We start from the raw sequence: 19,145 nt of genomic DNA, 5'->3' as shown, positions 1-19,145 counted from the left end.
TCTCCCTTTGGGAGAAGGGGAGACGATGCCGCGCAATCAGCGTCTTGCATTCTGACTTCTGAATTCTGACTTGTTTTTCAATTTGCGACTCGAACCTGATCGCCATCTTTGAGATAGCCTGCACCATCAACTACGACGCGATCGCCTAACTGTAGCCCACTCTTGATTTCCACTTTGTCGCCATTCCCAGGATCTCCTAACTCTACTTTCTGGCTGCGGACTGTATCTTCACTCGATAAGGTGAATACAATTACACTTGCGTCTGCTTGGGACTGGACTGCTTTTTGCGGCACCACCATTCTCATCCCGGAGTTAGTAGTAATTGCAGCACTAGCAAACATTCCTGGTTTAAGTAAAGTTGTTGGCGGTAAGTCAATTTTTACTGTAGCTTCACGCCTTTGATCGTTCACCTGTGGTTGTATCTCTGTGACTCGTCCCGGCGATCGCACGCGCTGATCGACATCTGAAGTAATTTCCACGGATGCGCCAATTTTCACCTGAGTTAGTTGAGTTTCGGGCACCTTCGCCTGAAGTTCTAGCTTTTGATCTCGGATAATCGAAAATAGCTTCTGTGTGCCACCAATTACAGTTCCCACCTGGGTTTGCGGCGGCACACCAGTAACATCACCTACTCTAGCCAGTTTCTCGGCGATCAATCCAGCAACCGGCGCACGTACCACAGTTTGTCCCAACTGAGTTTCTAGTTGTTGCCCCTTAGCAGCACTGCTGCGGACATCGGCTTTGGCTTTGTTGATAATAGCTTGGGCGTTACCAATATTCGCCTGGGCGCTGCGAATATTAGCCTGGGCACTACGCACATTTTCTTGAGCGAGATTCACAACTTGTATGGCAGTTTTCACATTGTAGGAACGAGTATCAAGTTCTTGTTTACTAATCGTCCCAGAGTCAGCAAGTTGTTGATAACGCTGATAATTTTTAGCCGCTTCCTCTAGGCTCACCTTAGCTTGAGCTAAATCTGCTTGTTTTTGCTGGACTATGGCCTTATTTGATGCCAAATCTGCTTGTTTTGATGCCAAATCCGCTTGTTTTGATGCCACATCTGCTTGTTTTGATTCCACATCTGCTTTTGCTTGGCTAATTTGGCTTTGCAGTATGGAACCATCCAACACCGCCAACAATTGACCTTTTTTGACAAAAGCTCCCTCTTTTACATCTTCGGGGATGCTTTTGATTTGTAAGCCGTTTGTCTGCGGTAACACCGGAATTAAATCACGCGCTGCTACAGTCCCAGTCGTTTTGAGGGTACGGATAACAGGGGCGGTTTCTACTGTGGCGATGGTGACTGTCATCGCTGGGTTAACTGTTTTATCCGCTACCGCACTTTGTTGACGAGCTGGAAGACGATTTAATACACCCATTCCACTCAAGGCGATCGCTATTCCTAAACCAGCACCTAAGAATAATGGCTTCAACCATACCCTAGTTGGTTTTTGATCTGATTTGCTCAAAAAGCTAGCATCTTCAGAGGTTACAGGATCTTCCACCTCGACTTCTGAAACACTTTCATCGCTCACAGTCCCACCTCCACTTCTTTCTATGCATACCAATCTTGGTATTTTCTTAAGAAAACTTGAAATTTTTTTACTTCACATCAACTATGACGCATTTCATAGTAAATGTCTTTCCAAATAAATGGTATATAAAAGAATAATTTTACTAAGAGTAATTACTACCGTGAAAATACTTAAAAAGCTTTTATATATTATAATATAAGTAATTATCTAATCTCATCTAGCTATTCTACGTCACACAGCATATGTATTTAGATCACCGTCAACCAATGCTTAGATATGAAAAACTGATGAAGCTAATCTAGATTTATCTAATTAGAATCTAAACCATTCATGTATTTTGGTACACTAGCAAATTATTTTTTCTACGCAACCCATAATTATTCTAAGGCCTTTGGGTTGCCAGGAAGACCATGCACTACCATATAGGTCAAGCTAGCGTCCACAGCTACAGGTGAGTTACAAAGGAGCAAACTCCATTGCCCTAAATTCCAGCAAGGGTGGCCCTGATTATGGAATTTTGAAATCAATCAATCAAATCAATAAATAATTGGTATTTACCAGAGTAACCAGATATGTTCAATGCCACTGAAATTTTAATTGATGCCTTTGTAAATGAAATTCGAGAAGGCTACCGTCGCACCTATGGCTGCTTCAAAAATGATTATCAGGACATTATCGCCTGGGCTGGTAATATGGCTTTGGAAAACATTGCCAATAGCGATGCCCTTTATCACAATGTTGAACACACTGTCCTTGTCACCCTGGTGGGGCAAGAAATCTTACGTGGCAAACACATTCGAGAAGGCGGTGTTTCCAGTGAAGACTGGTTGCATTGTATCATTTCCTTATTGAGTCATGATATTGGCTACGTTAAGGGAGTTTGCCGACAAGACCGAGAAGCAGCAAGCTTATATGCCACAGGTAAAAATGGCAAAATGATTTCTGTAGCTCCTGGCGCTTCCGATGCCAGTCTGACGCCGTATCATGTTGATAGAGCCAAGCTTTTTATTGATGAGCGTTTTGGAGGTCACAAGTTAATAGATGCTGAGGCAATTAAGTGCAATATTGAATTGACTCGATTTCCCGTGCCTGCGGCAGAAGATCAGCAAGATACAAAGTGCTTTGCAGGATTAGTACGTGCTGCTGATTTGATTGGGCAACTAAGCGACCCACGTTACTTGAAGAAAATTACTTCTTTATTTTACGAGTTTGAAGAAACTGGTGTAAATAAAGTTTTGGGCTATAATACCCCTGCCGATTTACGTAATAACTACGCTAAGTTTTACTGGAATGGTGTCTATCCCTATATCCAAGAAGGACTGCATTATCTATCACTGACACAACAGGGAAAACAAATTCTCGCTAATCTCTACTCAAATGTGTTTGTTGTGGAACACGAAAAACAACAGCAAGAACAGCATCGGTATTTAGAGAAGTTAGCAGTTGGGAGTTAGGAGTTGGGAGTTAAGAATTCAGGACTTATGCAAGTTTATGAAAAAACGTAGACGCTTCCTCAGCTTGCCGCAGACTACCGCAAACTCCTACGGAGAAGCAAGCTACGCGCAGCGTCTCGTTAGAGAAGGAAACAAAGGAATAAGAGTTTCAAAGAGTTATTGCGTAAGTCCTAGAATTCTTAATTATTCAGTTATGAATTAAGATAAAAGTTTAATAACTCATAACTTATAACTCCTAACTACTATGGATTGGTGGCGACGACTGAAGAAAAATCCTTTGGCACGATTTGGGGCAATTTTGCTGTTAGTTTTCTACATAGCAGTAATTGCAGCTGATTTCGTGGCTCCTTATGACCCCTATGCCTCACAGCCCAATGGTTCATTGCTGCCACCAACCAAGATACATTGGGTTTCTCAATCAGGGCAGTTTATCGGGCCCCATGTTTATCCGACGACTCAAGGAGACACGAATTTAGAAACAGGCGATCGCCAACTTATTGTAGACTTCAAAAAGCCCTCACCCTTGCATTTATTTGTTTCCGGACCAGAATACCGATTGTTGCAAATGAGTTTGCCATTACCCCCGACATGGGATGAAGTCACAATCTTTCCTGGTATTCCCTTAAATTGGCATTTATTTGGCACAACAACTGGGGCAAAATTCAACATCTTTGGCACTGATGACCAAAGCCGCGACCAATTTAGTCGCCTGCTGCATGGCGGTCGCATCAGTATGTTTATCGGGATTTTTGGCATTATCATTGCTTATCCCCTCGGTTTGCTCATCGGGGGAATTTCTGGCTATTTCGGCGGTGTGACTGATAGCATCATTATGCGCTTGGCAGAAGTAGTAATGACTTTCCCTAGTATTTATCTTTTGGTGACTTTGGGAGCAGTCTTACCACCTGGTTTAAGCAGTACCCAGCGCTTTTTGCTGATTGTGGTGATTACTTCGGTTATTGGCTGGGCTGGTTTAGCACGGGTGATTCGGGGACAGGTACTATCAATTAAAGAGCGAGAATTTGTGCAAGCGGCACGCGCAATGGGCGGGAACCGACTTTATATTATCCTGCGCCATGTTTTGCCGCAAACGGCTAGTTATATAGTTATCTCTGCTACTCTTGCAATTCCTAGCTTTATTGAATCAGAAGCGATACTGAGTCTGATCGGCTTGGGAATTCAACAACCAGACCCCTCTTGGGGCAATATGCTTTCTCTGGCTAGCAATGCTTCAATTTTGGTACTGCAACCTTGGTTAATTTGGCCGCAGGTTGTGCTGATTATCCTCACAGTGCTAGCATTCAACTTACTCGGTGATGGCTTAAGAGATGCCCTCGACCCCCGTAGTTTAAGAAGATAAGCCCTCAGAATAGCTTTTGCGACTGCCAATATAGCAAATGCGATCACCAATATAGCAAATGCGATCGCCGAAGTTGCAAATGCGAACTCTGAAATAACAAATGCGAACGCCGAAGTAACAAATGCGAACGCTCGTACTCTACTGCTGCAAAACCCAACGGCGAAACAGTTCTACCATAATCCGCCAGCTTCCCTGAGTTTCCTCAACTACATCATGACGCTTCAGAGTATTCAGCGCTTCCTGTAAATTGGCGTCGTTCATACCTGTAGACTGAGCCAAGACATCCAGACTTAACCCCTCTGGGTGAGGTGCAAGTAGTTGTATTATTGCCTGTTGATCCCCAGCACCCCGTGCAGCCTGACCCCAAACCCCATCAAAGTAGTAGCGTCCCCGCTGGAAAAACTCAGGGTCATTGATAACTGCTTCCACGTCTTCCAATGTGAAAACTGGCTTACGGGGTCGTCCTTGCTCAAAAACAAAGTCATTGTAGCGACGCACTAGCTGAAAACCCAGCAGTTGCACTAAATATGGTTGACCATGTGTCAAAGCATAAATTCCATCTAAAGCTTCCGGGATGTAGTCGAGGGGGTAGTTGTCATAATATTGGGAACTTCCAAAAAAGCTGGAAGCTTGAAGCAGGACAGCACCGAGTCAACATTCCTATTGTTAAATATGTTGGCAGCAACAGAATTCTTGACAATACTTTCTACTTTATCTTGGATGTTGGGCAGCAATTTCAGTTGCCTGTACACACAAGTCATCGAATCAAAACAAAAGCCTCACCCTGTCCTAACGGACATCCCTCTCGTTACTAAGGAGAGGGACAGGTTTTGCGTAGCATAACCAGGGTGAGATTTTTGATTACTGAATCAATGCTCTAATATCGAATTCGCGGATCTACATAAGCATTTAAAATATCAATCAAAATGCTGGCACTCACAACGATCGCACCAAAAAATACCATGATTCCCTGTACAGTTGGATAATCGCGATCGCTAATGGCTTGATATAGTCGATTTAACTCAAGTGCCACAAGTGACTAAAAAGCCTGAGGAAGTTAAACAACTAAAATCAGCTGAAACGAATTTTCCACAATCTCAGAGTGTAAAATCTCCCAGTAAAAAATTGATTTAGTGTTTGAGGAGGCTCAGAGATTATCAAACAAGCCAAAGTAGCAGTGCTAGAATGACCTTGATTTGTTACCAATGCTCTGAATCAAGCTTTTGTGCATTAAGTGTGTATTCTCCAACCAGAAACTAAACGGAGTAGTAGTTTTATGGCTTATAGCGAGTTTAGTTTAGGTAAAGCAAAACAAGAGTTTAGTTTAATCACATTAGAAAAACGCGATATTTTCGCTGCTGCTCCTGAATTAGCAGCGAGTAATTTACTTGTAGAAACACTCAATTATAACCTGGTAATCGCTTTAGGTAGTAATAGTGAAAAAGCGCGTTCTGAATTAATTATTGCTCCAATTTTAGTTGACTTACGCCGACAATTACGCGAACAAGTTAGTTTATTTTCTGGGGTAGATTTTACTGTTGATAATACCAAAGGATTAAATGGCATTTGCGATTTTATTATTACTAAATCTCCAGAAATTCTAATTTTGACAGCACCAGTAATTACAGTTGTAGAAGCTAAAAAAGAAAATATTAATGCGGGTTTGGGTCAGTGTGCAGCGGAAATGGTAGCAGCCCAAATTTTTAATCAGCAAGCTGCAACTGAAATTAAAACAATTTACGGCGCAGTCACAACGGGCAGCATTTGGCAATTCCTGAAACTAGAAGAACAAATATTGAGCATTGATTTAAGCGAATATTATCTCAAAGATGTGAATAAAATTCTTGGTATTTTAGCCAGTGGTATTTCTCAAGAAAATTAACAAAATGTCAAACAGCTTAATATCGAATTCGCGGATCTACATAAGCATTTAAAATATCAATCAAAATGCTAGCGCTGACGACGATCGCACCAAAAAATACCATGATTCCCTGTACAGTTGGATAATCGCGCTCGGTAATTGCTTGATATAGTCTATTTGCTAAACCAGGCCAAGAAAATGTTACCTCAGTCAAAATTGCGCCGCCTAACAAAGAAGCAAACGTCAATCCTAAGACTGTAATTACAGGTATTAAAGCATTTTTTAAAGCATGGGAGACTAAAATCTTATTTTCAGGAATACCTCTAGCTTTGGCTGCTTCTACATAATCTGCTTGCATAATTTGCTTTAAATTTACTCGCACAATCCGCTCAAAAATACCACTTAGTAAAAGTCCTAATGTGCAAGTAGGAAGAATCAAATAGTATAAAGCAGTAAAAAATTGTGTTAAATTGCCATGTAATAGACTATCTATGGTGTATATTCCAGTTAAATTTTGTGGTGCTGGAATTGTTGCAGGGAAGCGCGTTCCCAAGGGTAACCAATCAAGCTGAACGGCAAAAATTAATTGCAAAATCATTCCCGCCCAAAACATGGGAAGTGAGTATGTGATAATACCAAACAAACGTCCTCCCGCATCCAGAGGTGTGCCAGGATGAGAAGCAGAAATTGTACCTACGGCAATGCCTACGATGAGAGCGATCGCAATACTATATATCGCTAACTCTGCTGTTGCTGGGAAGTGTTGCCAGATAATATCCCAAACTTTTTGTCCTCTACTACTTGTAGAATTTCCCATATCAAGGTGCAGCAAGTTTCCCACATAGTTGAGGTATTGTAGCCCAATAGGAAGATTTAAACCTAATTGTTTTCGTAATTCTACCTTGGCACTTTCTGGCGCACGTCCACCAAGAATTGCATCAGCTGGATCTCCTGGTGTTGCGCGTAATAGGAGAAACACAATTGTGATGATAGTCAACAATTGAAGTGGAGCTAATACTAATCGGGTAGTAATGTAATATGTTATGGCTTTGGAACGAGACATAATTAGTTAAAAGACAGCAGAACAAGGAAGACAAGGGGAATAACTACTGATAAATAACAAATGACTACATTTTGATTGTTTTATATACTAAATTCTGAGTGGGATCTAGTTGGACACCGCTCATACCTCTTTGGGCAAAAACAAAGTCTTTGCTTTGCCATAAGGGAACATAAGGTACGTCATTTACTAACAGGTCTTGAATTTCTGCAAAGATTTTATTCCGAACTTCAGGATTTTGCTCTTGCCGCTCCTGGTCAATCAATTTATTCATGCGATCGCTATAGTAAAACGAACCCTGAGACTTACTTCCACCGTCTTTACATCCTTTTTCTATTGATCCTTTATCGCAAGAAACAAATGGTTGAATATAATTGTCTGCGTCTAAAAAATCAGGATACCAATCAAGCAAAATTGCTGGATATAATCCTTTGGGAATTTGTTGAAAAAATGTTGTAGAATCTACAGCAATAACTTCAAATTGCAGGATTCCATCCATTGTTTTATTGGCAAGTGCTTTGATAACTATCGCTGCCAAACTCCGAGTAGGAGAACTAGAGGGATACCAAATTTCTACTTTTGCTGGATTAGTCTTTGAGAAACCGGCTGAGGTGAGCAATTGTTTTGCTTTTTCTGTGTTGCCATTGCCATATTCCTTTTGAAATACAGGCTTGTAAACATCTAAAGTTGTCGGGATCATACTGTAAGCTGGATCTGCTTGACCATACCAAACTCGTTCTTTGATTTGTAAACGGTCAATCATTGCTGCGATCGCTTGTCTAACAGCTGGGTTATCTAAAGGCTGTTGATTCCTGTTGATAGCCATATAACTCATCACACTACCCTGATTCGGAATTGCCTGCCAATTACCTTTTCTTGCTTTTTCTTCCAAGCTGCGAATTTGATCGGGATCCATAGATAAATAAGCTACATCCACAGCTTTTTTACGAAAGGCATTATACAAATTCACTCCACTGCTGAGAATTTGTACGTTAATACCGCCATTTGTTGGCTTTTCTCCCCAATATTTATCAAAAACATCAAATTGCACCGAAGCCGGGCCTAAATTTGCTAATTTGTAAGGCCCAGTTCCTACAAAAATATTCGGCTTAAATTTACCTTCACCAATTTCGTATGCTTTAGGTGAAACTGCACACACCCCAGAAAATGCCAGCAGTGAGGGAAATGCCGCAAAAGGCTTTTTCAGCTTGATTGTTAACTCATTTTCACCTGTAGCTTTTGCCGATTCTACTATATCAGCTAGTAAAAAAGAGGGTTTTCCTTTATTTTGAATAAAGCGCTGAATAGTAAACGCCATTGCTTGGGCATTGAAGGGAGTCCCATCGTGAAAAACCACTCCCTGACGTAAAGGGATGGTATAAGTTAAGCCATCTTGACTGACTTTGGGTAATGCTGTAGCTAGCTGCGGCTTAATTTCTGTGCTTCCTGGTTCATAGGTGTAGAGGCGATCGCTCATATTAAACACCAAACCTAAGGATGCTAACTCATAAGCATCAGCCGGATCAAGGGTTCTCGGCTTTGCAGTTGTACCTATAGTAATACGACCATCACCTGTAGAGCTATTTACAGAACCGGATGATGGCGTAGAAGGCTTAGGACGAGAAGTGCAACTAACAACTAAAAATAAACATAGACAGAACAAAGATAGGAATTGTGTAATCCGACCCCACCGTTTCACGGACAAGGAAAACCACGTCATAGCAATAAGATTTTTGATATCAGCGGTCAGTAATTTTACTACATTTGTGACTATTTTGCTTGATTTTTACAATTAATTACGGTAATACCTGTGGCTAAGTATACGCATATAAATAAACATAAGTTGTAGCTAAGTAGGAAATAACTTGTTCTACAATATTATGACTCCGTAAACATCTACAGCAGTTTTTAACAAGCGTGAGGTACAGAATCTAGACTTAAAAGCCAGATATGAAAACTGTTTTACTCCTAAACACCACTTGCTCCACTTGGGATTTCCCCACATGCTATCTACCAGACGCGCAAGGGACGCGGACTCGTTGGCGGCAGCTTCTCCAAGAGTTGAGGCTGCGCTAGCTAGCAAGGGAGAAGACCGCACTGATTCGTCCTAACTTTTGCTGTCAATCAAAAATTTGTGGCAGATACTCAACTTCATAGTTAACTTTATTGCTCCTGTACGAGTGCACTATTTGTTACAGAAAATTCTTGGCAAAAAGATTAACTTTGGAATTAGTTAAGTAATCAAAAGCTTTTATTTAATTAAGATTTTAAATATTGATTAAATTTGTCGTAAATTCATAATTACTAGGGAACAGGTTTGTTAAGCTTTGACAGTCGCCCAAGTAGTGTACATTAAAACTTTGCCTGTTGCTACTTGGGTACAGACGCCAGTGGAGCTGTTTCTCATAAAAAACAGCTGCATGGTTTTACTTACAAATCTAGTGTTTATACATCGCGTGAATAAAGCGATCGCGATATCGTGAACAGCAGATTGAAAGTCTAATAGTGAGACTAAGACCGTGAAGTATTTCTTTCTATCTGAGGGATGGACAGTTGCTAGAGTCTGGGCATCGGATGGACTCTGGCAAATAACTGCATGGCGACGCCAACCAGATATTCAGCGAATGAATATTTGCATAGTGGAACAAAACGAATTGCTATGGCTTTATCGAGTTGAAGAAGCCGTTTTAACCGTGGAAGTTAAACCAACAACACCAGCAATCGCCAGTAAGACTATAGGTCAAGTAGTACTCAAGCGTCTGATGAGCGCTGAACAGGTAATTGAACGCCTGGGTACGGCTGAGACGAAATGTCAACTGCAAAACATACAATTGGTGGTTCAGTAGATAGTGGGGCATTAGCCAGAAGAATTTTAGATTTTGAATTTTGGATTTTGGATTGAACAATCTAAAATCTAAAAGACGCCCGATGACTTGCTCTAAGCGTTCGCGTAGCGTCTCGTAGAGAAGCCATGCCGTTGGCGTTGGCGTAGCCTCTCGTAGAGAAGCCTTTACGATTCGCTATCGCAAATCCAAAATTGAGGGGGCATTGGGCATTGGGTTTAATAGTCTCCCTTGTCCCCTTGTCCCTCTCATCTCCCCACTGCCCTCGTAAAGAAAAGATAAGCAAATTTAATCTGTGATGGGTATTGGTAGCGAAAAAACTTGGAGATGCTACGCGATCGCATCAATTTACACGCTTGCAAACAATTCAATCAATAGTTACACTTTTTAAAACATTCTCATTTTTGCTTGGCGGTGGCTACCCTACAAGGTAAACCTCCCGAAGCGAGTAAGCATTGCCTCATCTCCCACGCTGTCTGACTTATAAGACTAAGCTGTGGTAAGACTCTGGCTCTGGCAATAACAAAAAACAACAGACAGTTTTCTGAGTGGCGACTTTCGTCTCTCAGAAACTCAGTAAGAAAATTGCTTTGTAAACTAACTCATCGAGGAGGAGCGTAGTCGATGGGACTACCCTGGTACCGAGTACATACAGTCGTTCTGAATGATCCAGGGCGGCTGATTTCTGTACACCTAATGCACACAGCCTTAGTAGCAGGCTGGGCTGGTTCGATGGCACTCTACGAACTGGCTGTTTTTGACCCTAGCGATCCGGTTCTCAACCCGATGTGGCGTCAAGGGATGTTCGTCCTGCCCTTCATGTCACGTTTGGGCGTCACCCAATCTTGGGGTGGTTGGAATGTGACTGGTGGTCCAGCAACTGATCCTGGCTTCTGGTCATTTGAAGGCGTTGCTGCGGCTCACATTGTTCTTTCAGGTCTTTTGTTTTTAGCCGCCGTATGGCACTGGGTTTACTGGGATTTGGAACTCTTTAGAGATCCCCGCACTGGTGAACCTGCCCTAGACTTGCCAAAGATGTTTGGCATTCACCTGTTCTTATCTGGTCTACTTTGTTTTGGGTTTGGTGCTTTTCACGTCACCGGACTATTTGGCCCAGGGATTTGGGTTTCCGACGCTTATGGTATAACTGGGGCTGCCCAAGGAGTAGCACCAGAATGGGGCCCAGATGGTTTTAACCCATATAACCCTGGTGGCATTGCGGCTCACCACATTGCTGCTGGTGTTGTTGGTATTATTGCAGGTTTATTCCACCTCACAGTTAGACCCCCGGAACGGCTCTACAAAGCTCTGCGGATGGGGAATATTGAAACAGTACTTTCTAGCAGTATTGCAGCAGTCTTCTTTGCTGCTTTTGTTGTTGCTGGTACTATGTGGTACGGTAACGCCGCCACTCCCATAGAATTATTTGGTCCTACCCGCTATCAATGGGATCAGAGCTACTTCCGTCAAGAAATTCAGCGCCGCACCCAAACAAGCGTTGCCCAAGGTGCAACGCTTGACCAAGCTTGGTCGCAGATTCCCGAAAAACTGGCTTTCTATGATTACGTCGGTAATAGTCCCGCTAAAGGCGGTCTATTCCGTACAGGGCCGATGGTTAAGGGTGATGGCATTGCTCAGTCTTGGCAAGGTCATGCCGTATTCAAAGATTCTGAAGGACGGGAATTGACCGTGCGTCGTCTCCCCAACTTCTTTGAAACCTTCCCAGTGATTTTGACTGATGCAGATGGAATTGTCCGCGCTGACATTCCCTTCCGTCGGGCAGAATCTAAGTATAGCTTCGAGCAATCTGGTGTCACCGTCAGTTTCTACGGTGGTGATCTAAACGGTAAGACCTTTACAGAACCAGCTGATGTGAAGAAGTATGCCCGTAAGGCTCAAGGCGGTGAAATCTTTGAATTTGACCGGGAAACCTTGAACTCTGATGGTGTATTCCGCACCAGTCCTAGAGGTTGGTTTACCTTTGGACATGCCGTATTTGCTCTGCTATTCTTCTTTGGTCACCTCTGGCATGGCGCTCGGACAATCTACCGAGACGTATTTGCTGGTGTTGATGCGGATCTAGAAGAGCAAGTTGAGTGGGGTCTGTTCCAGAAAGTGGGTGACAAGTCAACCCGCCGGAAGGAAGCCCTCTAATTTCAGTGCTGAGTTATGAGTGCTGAGTTCCGAGTTAAAGCTCTAACTCAGCATTCAGGTGACTCAGCATTAAAAACTTTAATTACTGGCTCAATAGGCAGGAAATCTTAATATGGAAAGCGTTGCGTACATCTTGATTTTTACTCTGTGTATAGGTACTCTCTTCTTTGCGATCGCATTTCGCGAACCCCCTCGCTTTGAGAAACCAAAAGATAAGTAGAGCCTATTATCAGACCTTTAAGTGGATTTAATGTTAGTATCCGTTGCGACTGATTATGGTAGCAACGGATATTATTATGTTTGTCCTTTGTTGGTTCTAACTACTAAGTAAATTACCAATCATTTTTAAGATTGTGATATAATTTCCAATCTTGGGAGTAGATATGTGTTAATACTAGCTTTTCTGCGCTAGGATGAAAAAGGATGTTTAAGTGTCGGCTGCCATAAAAACGCTTAGATAACACATTGCGCTTGTCGAACAACCTTTACGGAGACTAGAACCGGGAACAAATCAGCATGGTCAATCAGAATTTAACCGCTACAGAAATTGGATTCACTCACGAAGATTTCGCTGCTCTACTTGACAAATACGATTATCATTTTAGCCCTGGTGATGTTGTACCAGGAACAGTTTTCAGTATAGAGCCGCGCGGCGCTCTGATTGACATTGGTGCTAAAACCGCAGCATATATACCTATACAAGAAATGTCTATTAACCGGGTAGATAGCCCGGAAGAAGTCTTACAGTCAAATGAAACGCGGGAATTTTTCATCCTTACCGATGAAAACGAAGATGGTCAATTAACTCTTTCCATTCGCCGTATTGAATATATGCGGGCTTGGGAGCGCGTGCGACAGCTGCAAGCAGAAGATGCTACTGTACGTTCTGGCGTGTTTGCAACCAATCGCGGTGGAGCATTAGTAAGGATTGAGGGATTACGTGGCTTTATCCCTGGTTCCCACATCAGTACCCGCAAACCTAAAGAAGAATTAGTAGGCGAAGATCTGCCATTGAAATTCTTAGAGGTGGACGAAGAACGTAACCGCCTAGTTCTATCTCACCGTCGGGCACTGGTTGAGCGTAAGATGAACCGTTTAGAAGTTGGTGAAGTCGTAATTGGTACAGTTCGTGGGATCAAGCCCTACGGTGCTTTCATCGACATTGGCGGCGTCAGTGGACTACTGCACATTTCTGAGATTTCCCACGAACATATTGATACACCTCATAGTGTGTTCAATGTCAATGATGAAGTGAAAGTTATGATCATCGACTTGGATGCAGAAAGGGGTCGGATTTCCCTATCTACCAAGCAGTTAGAACCCGAACCCGGCGACATGATTAAAAACCGGGATTTGGTCTACGATAAGGCAGAAGAAATGGCTGCTAAGTATCGTGAACAGCTGTTAGCCAAGCAACAAGGTGCTACTGCTGCGCCTGCTGCATCTGTGGAAGTTGTCGCAGAAGAAGAAATTCCACCAGCTGCGGAACTTGAAGAAGAAATTCCACCAGCTGCGGAAATCGAAGAAGAGATTCCACCAGCTGCGGAACTTGAAGAAGAAATTCCACCAGCAGCAGAAATCGAAGAAGAGATTCCACCAGCGACGGAAACTGAAGAAGAAATTCCAGCAGCTATTGAACAATAATACATTTATAGTTTTACTTGTCTTTAAGTAAGAGTATTAAATCATTATATAAAGAGGGAAAAACCCTCTTTTTTTATGTGGAGAATTGGCCAAAGTTATGAGTTAGAAGTTAGGAATAAAAACTCATAACTGATAACTCATAACTAAATAAGTGGGGTGAAATATTGTGGCAACTATTAAATGTGGAAACATCACTTTTGATAATATCCAGGCAATTTTATTTGACAAAAATGGTACTCTAGAAGATTCAGAAACGTATTTGCGATCGCTCGCACAAAAGGCAGCAAGATTAATAGATGCTCAAATCCCTGGAACTGGAGAACCCCTATTAATGGCATTTGGTGTCAATGGCAATCTTCTAGATCCCGCAGGTTTAATATCAGTAGCAAGCCGCCACGAAACAGAAGCTGCGGCTGCGGCATATATTGCTGAGACGGGAAGAGGATGGTTTGAGTCGTTAAAAATAGCCCGTCAAGCTTTGGATGAAGCGGAGAAATACATTAGACAAACTCCTTCACCACTATTTGTAGGTAGCTTAGAAGTTTTGAAATCTCTGTGGGAAGGTGGACTAAAACTCGGTATCCTCTCAGCTGCGACAACTGAAGAAGTATGTAAGTTTGTAGCCAATCACCAATTAAGTGATTACATCCAGTTGGAAATGGGAGTAGATGAAGGGCCGAGTAAACCAGACCCAATGCTATTTTTGCAAGCTTGCCAAGCTTTGAGAGTCGAACCAGGCGCTACATTGATGGTGGGTGATTCAGTTGGTGATATGCAAATGGCGCGTGATGCTAAAGCCGCAGGTTGTATTGGTATCACTTGGGTAGGTAAGTCAGATAACGTCCGAGGTGCGAATGTGGTGATTAATCGACTTGATGAAATCCAGATTTTAGAGAATTAATTTATAGCAGTTTTCAATTGCGTGAAGTACATCAATTCATCCTGAAGCTCGATAGCGTCCCTTAGGCGTCTTCAAGAGTGCGTTAGCGCATCTAACTCGCTATCGGGTTCAGGTTTGCAGTCGCGTGACGCCACTTTACGGCAGTTGTTACAACGGGGGAACCCACCAAGAGCGCTGTCTCATCGCTACGTGTCTACGTACTTTCTTACAATAATTTGTCAAAGTTTTCAAAATATCTATCTTTGGATAGATAGAATATACTTCTCAGGTGAATTATTGTATTTATCGACACATTCTTGTAGTAGCAATTATCAATTGAAGAAAAATTCAGAAGTCAGAATTCAGGAGTCAGAATCAATTAATGTGGGATTCAAACCCACCACTTTTTTGGTGATCACTAAATCGTTCGCGTAGCGTCTCCAAAGGAGAAGATTTAGTGGGGGTCTTAAACCCATTTATTCATCCGCCAGTCGTACAGAATTCAAGTGGAAAATTCTGACTTCTGACTCCTAAATTCATTTCTGATAAATGAAATACGCTGAGAAATCATTTCAGAGCCAGAAATTTATTGTTTTTTACTATTTTCTGTCTCTTTTATCCAGAGCGTATTACACACAATTAAGAATTGCTATAAATCCCCAAACCCCAATGAGGCTGCTGGGTAAAATTCCTTTGTGTAGAAGTATCTTAGGAATTTGAAATTGCAGCTAATGTACACAGTAGATTACACGTTTTTGCGGAGTCCTTACTATGAAGAAAATTTTAACTGGTCTTATTTCTAGTTTGACGCTACTGAGTTTAAATGTTGCGGGTTTATCTCAGGTAGAGGCTCAAACAAAAGGATTTGAGTTTCAAAAAGTTCCAGTCACTCTTTTCGGAAATGGTTGCCCAGACGGAACAGCAGAGGGAATTTTGAATGGAGATACTCTTTCAGTAACATTTTCTGAGTTTGAAGCTTTAGCTGAACCTCAAAAGGTTGTATCAGCATCCTGCAATCTGCGGATCGGTCTTAATATCCCTTCTGGAGTGAACGTTCAGCCAATTAACGTCAAGTATATTGGCTTTGCAGATGTGCCTCAAGCAGGCAGTGCTGCCGCCAACGTTAGAATAACCTTTCAAGGTCAAGCAGTTCCAACTATCAATAATCCAAACGCAACATTTGGACCTGGCTTCTCAGATGTTTGGAGTAAAGATGTCGGTATTGTATTAGGCACAATAAATGCATGTAAAAATCCAGTAAGTTCGATTTTTGGTATCAATACAAATCTGACGGCAAGAGCTAGAGGTATACCTGCAAATCAAGAAACTCAAATCAGAATTGATACAATCGACACAACAATCGGTCCTGTATTGTTCAAAATCAAGTTTGCTTTTAATCCTTGTTAGATTTTTTAAATGCATAGTAGGTTTTGCATTTAATTTTTTCACAAAAGCTGATTGTTGTGAATAAATCTTTGGCTCTGTGTGTTGATAAATAATATTGACAACAAAATAGCAGTTCTCAATTAAATTAAATACGCTGAGAAATAAGTTCAGAGTTAGAAAATCATTGTTTTTTAGTATTTTCTATCTTCTTTAACCAGAGCATATTGCACACAATTAAGAACTGCTATAAGTACTCAAACCGCAAAGAGCCTGCTGGGTAAATTCATTAGTGTATAAATATTTTTGGGAATTTTAAGTAAGAGCTAATGTCCACAGTAAATTACACATATTAACGGAGTCGTTAATATGAAATTTTTAAATGGTGGGATTTTCAGTTTGACGCTTCTGAGTTTAAATGTTGTAGGTTTATCTCAGGTACAGGCTCAACACAAGGATTTGAGTTTCAAAAAGTTCCAGTAACTCTTGTAGGAAATGGTTGTCCACCAGGAAAAGCACAGGGAATTTTAAATGGAGATACTCTTTCAATAACATTTTCTGAGTTTGAAGCTTTAGCTTCACGTCCTAAGGTTGTATCAAAATCCTGCAATCTGCGGATCGCTCTTAATGTACCTTCTGTTCCAAATCAAGTTTGCTTTTAATCCTTGTTAGGGTTTTGAAATGCATTGTTAAGTTTTGTATTTAATTTTTCACAAAAGCTGATCCCTATAAACCTGCTTTTGCAACTTATCTAAAGATTTCTTCCAATTGGTCTGAAGAAATCTTTAACTCTCTGTTTTTAAGAATCGTATTGACAATAAAGCTGATAACCTTACCTTATTTGATATGAAAGTCTTAAGTGCTCTTGTTTCCAGTTTGACGCTACTGAGTTTAAATGTTGTGGGTTTATCTCAGGTACAGGCTCAACCACAAGGATTTCAGTTTCAAACAGTTCCAGTAACTCTTTTCGGAAATGGCTGCCCCTCGGGAAATGCCCAAACAAATTTGAATGGAGATACTCTGTTTGTAACTTTACCTTCATTTGAGGCTGTAGCTGTATCTCCTAAGGTTGTATCAAAATCTTGCAATCTGAGAATTGGGCTTAATGTGCCTAAGGGTTATAAAGTTAAGCCAATTAACATCAAGTATGTTGGCTTTGCAAATGTGCCTAATGGAGGCAGTGCTGACCTAAAAGTTAGATTAGTGTTTCAAGGCAAAGATGTTCCAAATTCTAGTAATGATCCAAACGCAAACTTCCCGTCTGGCTTTTTAAATGGATGGGTAAAAAATGTAGCTATTATACCAGATGCAATAGACGCGTGTGCTAACCCAGTGAATTCGGTTTTCGGCATCAACACAAATTTGATAGCGCGTGCCAGAGATGCGGCTGCGGGGCAGCAAACCAAAATTCTAATCGCTCAGGGCTATCAAATTAAGTTTATTTTTACTCGTTGTTAGTAAGGGCAGATATAGCAGTGCGATGGAGAAAGTCGAATGTTAGAGGATTAAATAAATCCTCACAATAAATGAGTGAAAAGCCAGCGCACCAGCTTCAGTATCATACTGTCCTGGTGCTTGCGTATATCCTTGTGCAATTATCTGATCAGCATCTACGATTACACAGCCTAGTCGTGGATTCGGCAAACATTCTGGCAAGGCTTTTCTGCTGGAAGCTAAAGCAGCAAGCATAAATACTTGCACACTGTCAATTAAATTGAATAAGACAGTGGGAAGGACTTCGCATCCTTTGGCTTCACATACACTCGCTGTTTGGCTTCTAACTCTAAATCATTAAAGCGATCGCGTGTTAAATGCGCCGTTACTACTTGCCCGTCATCGAAAGTTAATTCTACCTGGATTTCCCAACCCAAATGTACCAATCGGCTGACTGTTGCAGGTGTAGTGGCACCGTTGGCAACCTTTTCCAAAATCACATCTTGGGGGCGCAAAAATACTTGTGGGTATGGCGTATCAAACCCGCTACTTTGAAAAATCTTCGAGGTGCTAGGTAACACATTCACCGGGCCAATGAAGCTCATGACAAATGCCGTCGCAGGATTATCGTAAATTTCTGCTGGTGTCCCCACCTGTTCCACACGCCCTTTATTCATGACCACAACTTCATCGGAGACTTCCATTGCTTCCTCTTGGTCATGGGTGACAAAAACCGTGGTAACATGAACCTCATCATGGAGGCGGCGTAACCATGCCCGTAAGTCTTTGCGGACTTTAGCATCGAGTGCGCCGAAGGGTTCATCTAGTAGTAATACTTCAGGTTCTACTGCCAGTGCCCTTGCTAATGCTACCCGTTGTCTTTGACCACCAGAAAGTTGTGATGGATAGCGATCGCCTAGTCCACTCAACTGCACCAATTCTAGTAACTGTTCTACCCGCCCCTTAATCCTCTTTGGCTGTGCCTTGCGAATTTCTAAGCCAAAGGCAATATTCTGCCTGACGGTCAGATGCTTGAATAGAGCATAATGCTGAAATACAAACCCAATATTCCGCTGTTGCACGCTTTGGTATGTAGCGTCCTTACCAGTAAGCAGGATTTTGCCGCTATCAGGCATTTCTAAACCTGAAATTAACCGTAGTAGCGTAGATTTACCTGATCCCGATGGCCCGAGCAACGCAACTAGCGAACCACTCTTAATTTCCAGGCTGACCTGATCAACTGCCTTGAAACTCCCGAATTGTTTGGAGACGTTCTCAACTACTATACCCACTGCTACTATACCTCTGCAACTAAATCTACAGCTCCTTGGTAGGATTACTGTGTCTTACATATACCATACATAATTATTTATAGATGAACAAGATTTAGACTCACTTTTCAGCCCGCACTAAATAAATGCTCCATGCAAACTTACCTAGTTCGCAACAACTGGACAAAGGTATTACTCACCGTATTGTCTTTAGTATCAGCCGCGTATTGAATCAAATCTTCTCGCAGTTCTTTGGCTGCATCTAA

At 41.8% G+C, this 19,145-nt stretch carries 17 protein-coding genes and 1 pseudogene; 11 read left to right on the top strand and 7 right to left on the bottom strand.

Translation table 11 applies throughout. From position 1 onward, the window contains the following. Nucleotides 1-77: 77 nt before the first annotated feature. The gene (locus tag V7K85_RS14665) at nt 78-1,535 is read right to left on the bottom strand and encodes an efflux RND transporter periplasmic adaptor subunit (protein ID WP_334814377.1); all 1,458 of its coding nucleotides are present in this window, start codon (nt 1,533-1,535) and stop codon (nt 78-80) included. Between the two features lie 572 nt (nt 1,536-2,107). On the opposite strand from V7K85_RS14665, the gene V7K85_RS14660 reads away from it, so the two are divergent. Together V7K85_RS14660 and V7K85_RS14655 are read left to right on the top strand one after the other, a co-directional pair. Then, nucleotides 2,108-2,989, top strand: a complete 882-nt coding sequence (locus tag V7K85_RS14660; protein WP_334814376.1) for an Npun_R2479 family HD domain-containing metalloprotein — start codon at nt 2,108-2,110, stop codon at nt 2,987-2,989. Between the two features lie 244 nt (nt 2,990-3,233). Beyond that, on the top strand, nt 3,234-4,349 hold the full coding sequence (locus V7K85_RS14655) for an ABC transporter permease (protein ID WP_334814375.1): 1,116 nt from the start codon (nt 3,234-3,236) through the stop codon (nt 4,347-4,349). A gap of 138 nt (nt 4,350-4,487) precedes the next feature. On the opposite strand, the gene V7K85_RS14650 is transcribed toward V7K85_RS14655, so the two are convergent. Both V7K85_RS14650 and V7K85_RS14645 read right to left on the bottom strand, forming a co-directional pair. Continuing rightward, complete coding sequence (locus V7K85_RS14650) at nt 4,488-4,895, bottom strand: helix-turn-helix domain-containing protein (protein WP_334814374.1); 408 nt, start codon at nt 4,893-4,895, stop codon at nt 4,488-4,490. A 331-nt stretch (nt 4,896-5,226) separates the two neighbouring features. Further along, nucleotides 5,227-5,367: pseudogene (locus V7K85_RS14645) on the bottom strand (ABC transporter permease subunit); the annotation flags it as partial. A 258-nt stretch (nt 5,368-5,625) separates the two neighbouring features. On the opposite strand from V7K85_RS14645, the gene V7K85_RS14640 reads away from it, so the two are divergent. Then, complete coding sequence (locus V7K85_RS14640; protein ID WP_334814373.1) at nt 5,626-6,231, top strand: hypothetical protein; 606 nt, start codon at nt 5,626-5,628, stop codon at nt 6,229-6,231. Nucleotides 6,232-6,247: 16 nt separating this feature from the next. Here the strand turns inward: V7K85_RS14640 and V7K85_RS14635 are convergent, their stop codons facing one another. Together V7K85_RS14635 and V7K85_RS14630 are read right to left on the bottom strand one after the other, a co-directional pair. Continuing rightward, nucleotides 6,248-7,273: an ABC transporter permease gene (locus V7K85_RS14635; protein ID WP_334814372.1), complete on the bottom strand. Its 1,026-nt coding sequence runs from the start codon at nt 7,271-7,273 to the stop codon at nt 6,248-6,250. Nucleotides 7,274-7,337: 64 nt separating this feature from the next. Beyond that, on the bottom strand, nt 7,338-8,990 hold the full coding sequence (locus tag V7K85_RS14630; protein WP_334814371.1) for an ABC transporter substrate-binding protein: 1,653 nt from the start codon (nt 8,988-8,990) through the stop codon (nt 7,338-7,340). A 799-nt stretch (nt 8,991-9,789) separates the two neighbouring features. Between V7K85_RS14630 and V7K85_RS14625 the strand changes: the two genes are divergently transcribed. From V7K85_RS14625 to V7K85_RS14595, 8 genes are all read left to right on the top strand, one after another. Next, nucleotides 9,790-10,116, top strand: coding sequence for a hypothetical protein (locus tag V7K85_RS14625; protein ID WP_273763381.1), 327 nt, complete (start codon nt 9,790-9,792; stop codon nt 10,114-10,116). A gap of 621 nt (nt 10,117-10,737) precedes the next feature. Beyond that, nucleotides 10,738-12,267, top strand: coding sequence for a photosystem II chlorophyll-binding protein CP47 (gene psbB, locus V7K85_RS14620; protein ID WP_334814370.1), 1,530 nt, complete (start codon nt 10,738-10,740; stop codon nt 12,265-12,267). 112 nt (nt 12,268-12,379) lie between these two features. Further along, the gene (locus V7K85_RS14615) at nt 12,380-12,487 is read left to right on the top strand and encodes a photosystem II reaction center protein T (RefSeq protein ID WP_084227385.1); all 108 of its coding nucleotides are present in this window, start codon (nt 12,380-12,382) and stop codon (nt 12,485-12,487) included. Between the two features lie 296 nt (nt 12,488-12,783). Then, nucleotides 12,784-13,911: a 30S ribosomal protein S1 gene (locus V7K85_RS14610; RefSeq protein WP_334814369.1), complete on the top strand. Its 1,128-nt coding sequence runs from the start codon at nt 12,784-12,786 to the stop codon at nt 13,909-13,911. 166 nt (nt 13,912-14,077) lie between these two features. Next, nucleotides 14,078-14,812, top strand: coding sequence for an HAD family hydrolase (locus V7K85_RS14605; RefSeq protein ID WP_334814368.1), 735 nt, complete (start codon nt 14,078-14,080; stop codon nt 14,810-14,812). A gap of 750 nt (nt 14,813-15,562) precedes the next feature. Then, entirely contained in the window at nt 15,563-16,198 is a 636-nt protein-coding gene (locus V7K85_RS14600) for a DUF4360 domain-containing protein (RefSeq protein WP_334814367.1), read from the top strand. Nucleotides 16,199-16,548: 350 nt separating this feature from the next. Beyond that, the gene (locus V7K85_RS36530; protein ID WP_442940586.1) at nt 16,549-16,836 is read left to right on the top strand and encodes a DUF4360 domain-containing protein; all 288 of its coding nucleotides are present in this window, start codon (nt 16,549-16,551) and stop codon (nt 16,834-16,836) included. A 184-nt stretch (nt 16,837-17,020) separates the two neighbouring features. Continuing rightward, nucleotides 17,021-17,632 carry a DUF4360 domain-containing protein gene (locus V7K85_RS14595; RefSeq protein WP_334814366.1) on the top strand — a complete coding sequence of 204 codons (612 nt, stop codon included), beginning with the start codon at nt 17,021-17,023 and terminating at the stop codon, nt 17,630-17,632. A gap of 39 nt (nt 17,633-17,671) precedes the next feature. Here V7K85_RS14595 and V7K85_RS14590 read toward each other — a convergent pair whose 3' ends face one another. Next, a complete protein-coding gene (locus tag V7K85_RS14590; protein ID WP_334814365.1) occupies nt 17,672-17,863 on the bottom strand; it encodes a hypothetical protein in 192 nt (63 codons plus the stop codon). A 20-nt stretch (nt 17,864-17,883) separates the two neighbouring features. Next, complete coding sequence (locus V7K85_RS14585; RefSeq protein ID WP_334814364.1) at nt 17,884-18,900, bottom strand: sulfate/molybdate ABC transporter ATP-binding protein; 1,017 nt, start codon at nt 18,898-18,900, stop codon at nt 17,884-17,886. Between the last annotated feature and the right edge of the window lie 245 nt (nt 18,901-19,145).

Source organism: Nostoc sp. (genome assembly GCF_036917615.1).
Lineage (GTDB): Bacteria > Cyanobacteriota > Cyanobacteriia > Cyanobacteriales > Nostocaceae > Nostoc.
Note: the sequence above shows the minus strand (reverse complement) of the source record. Positions and strands in the feature narration are given on the sequence as shown.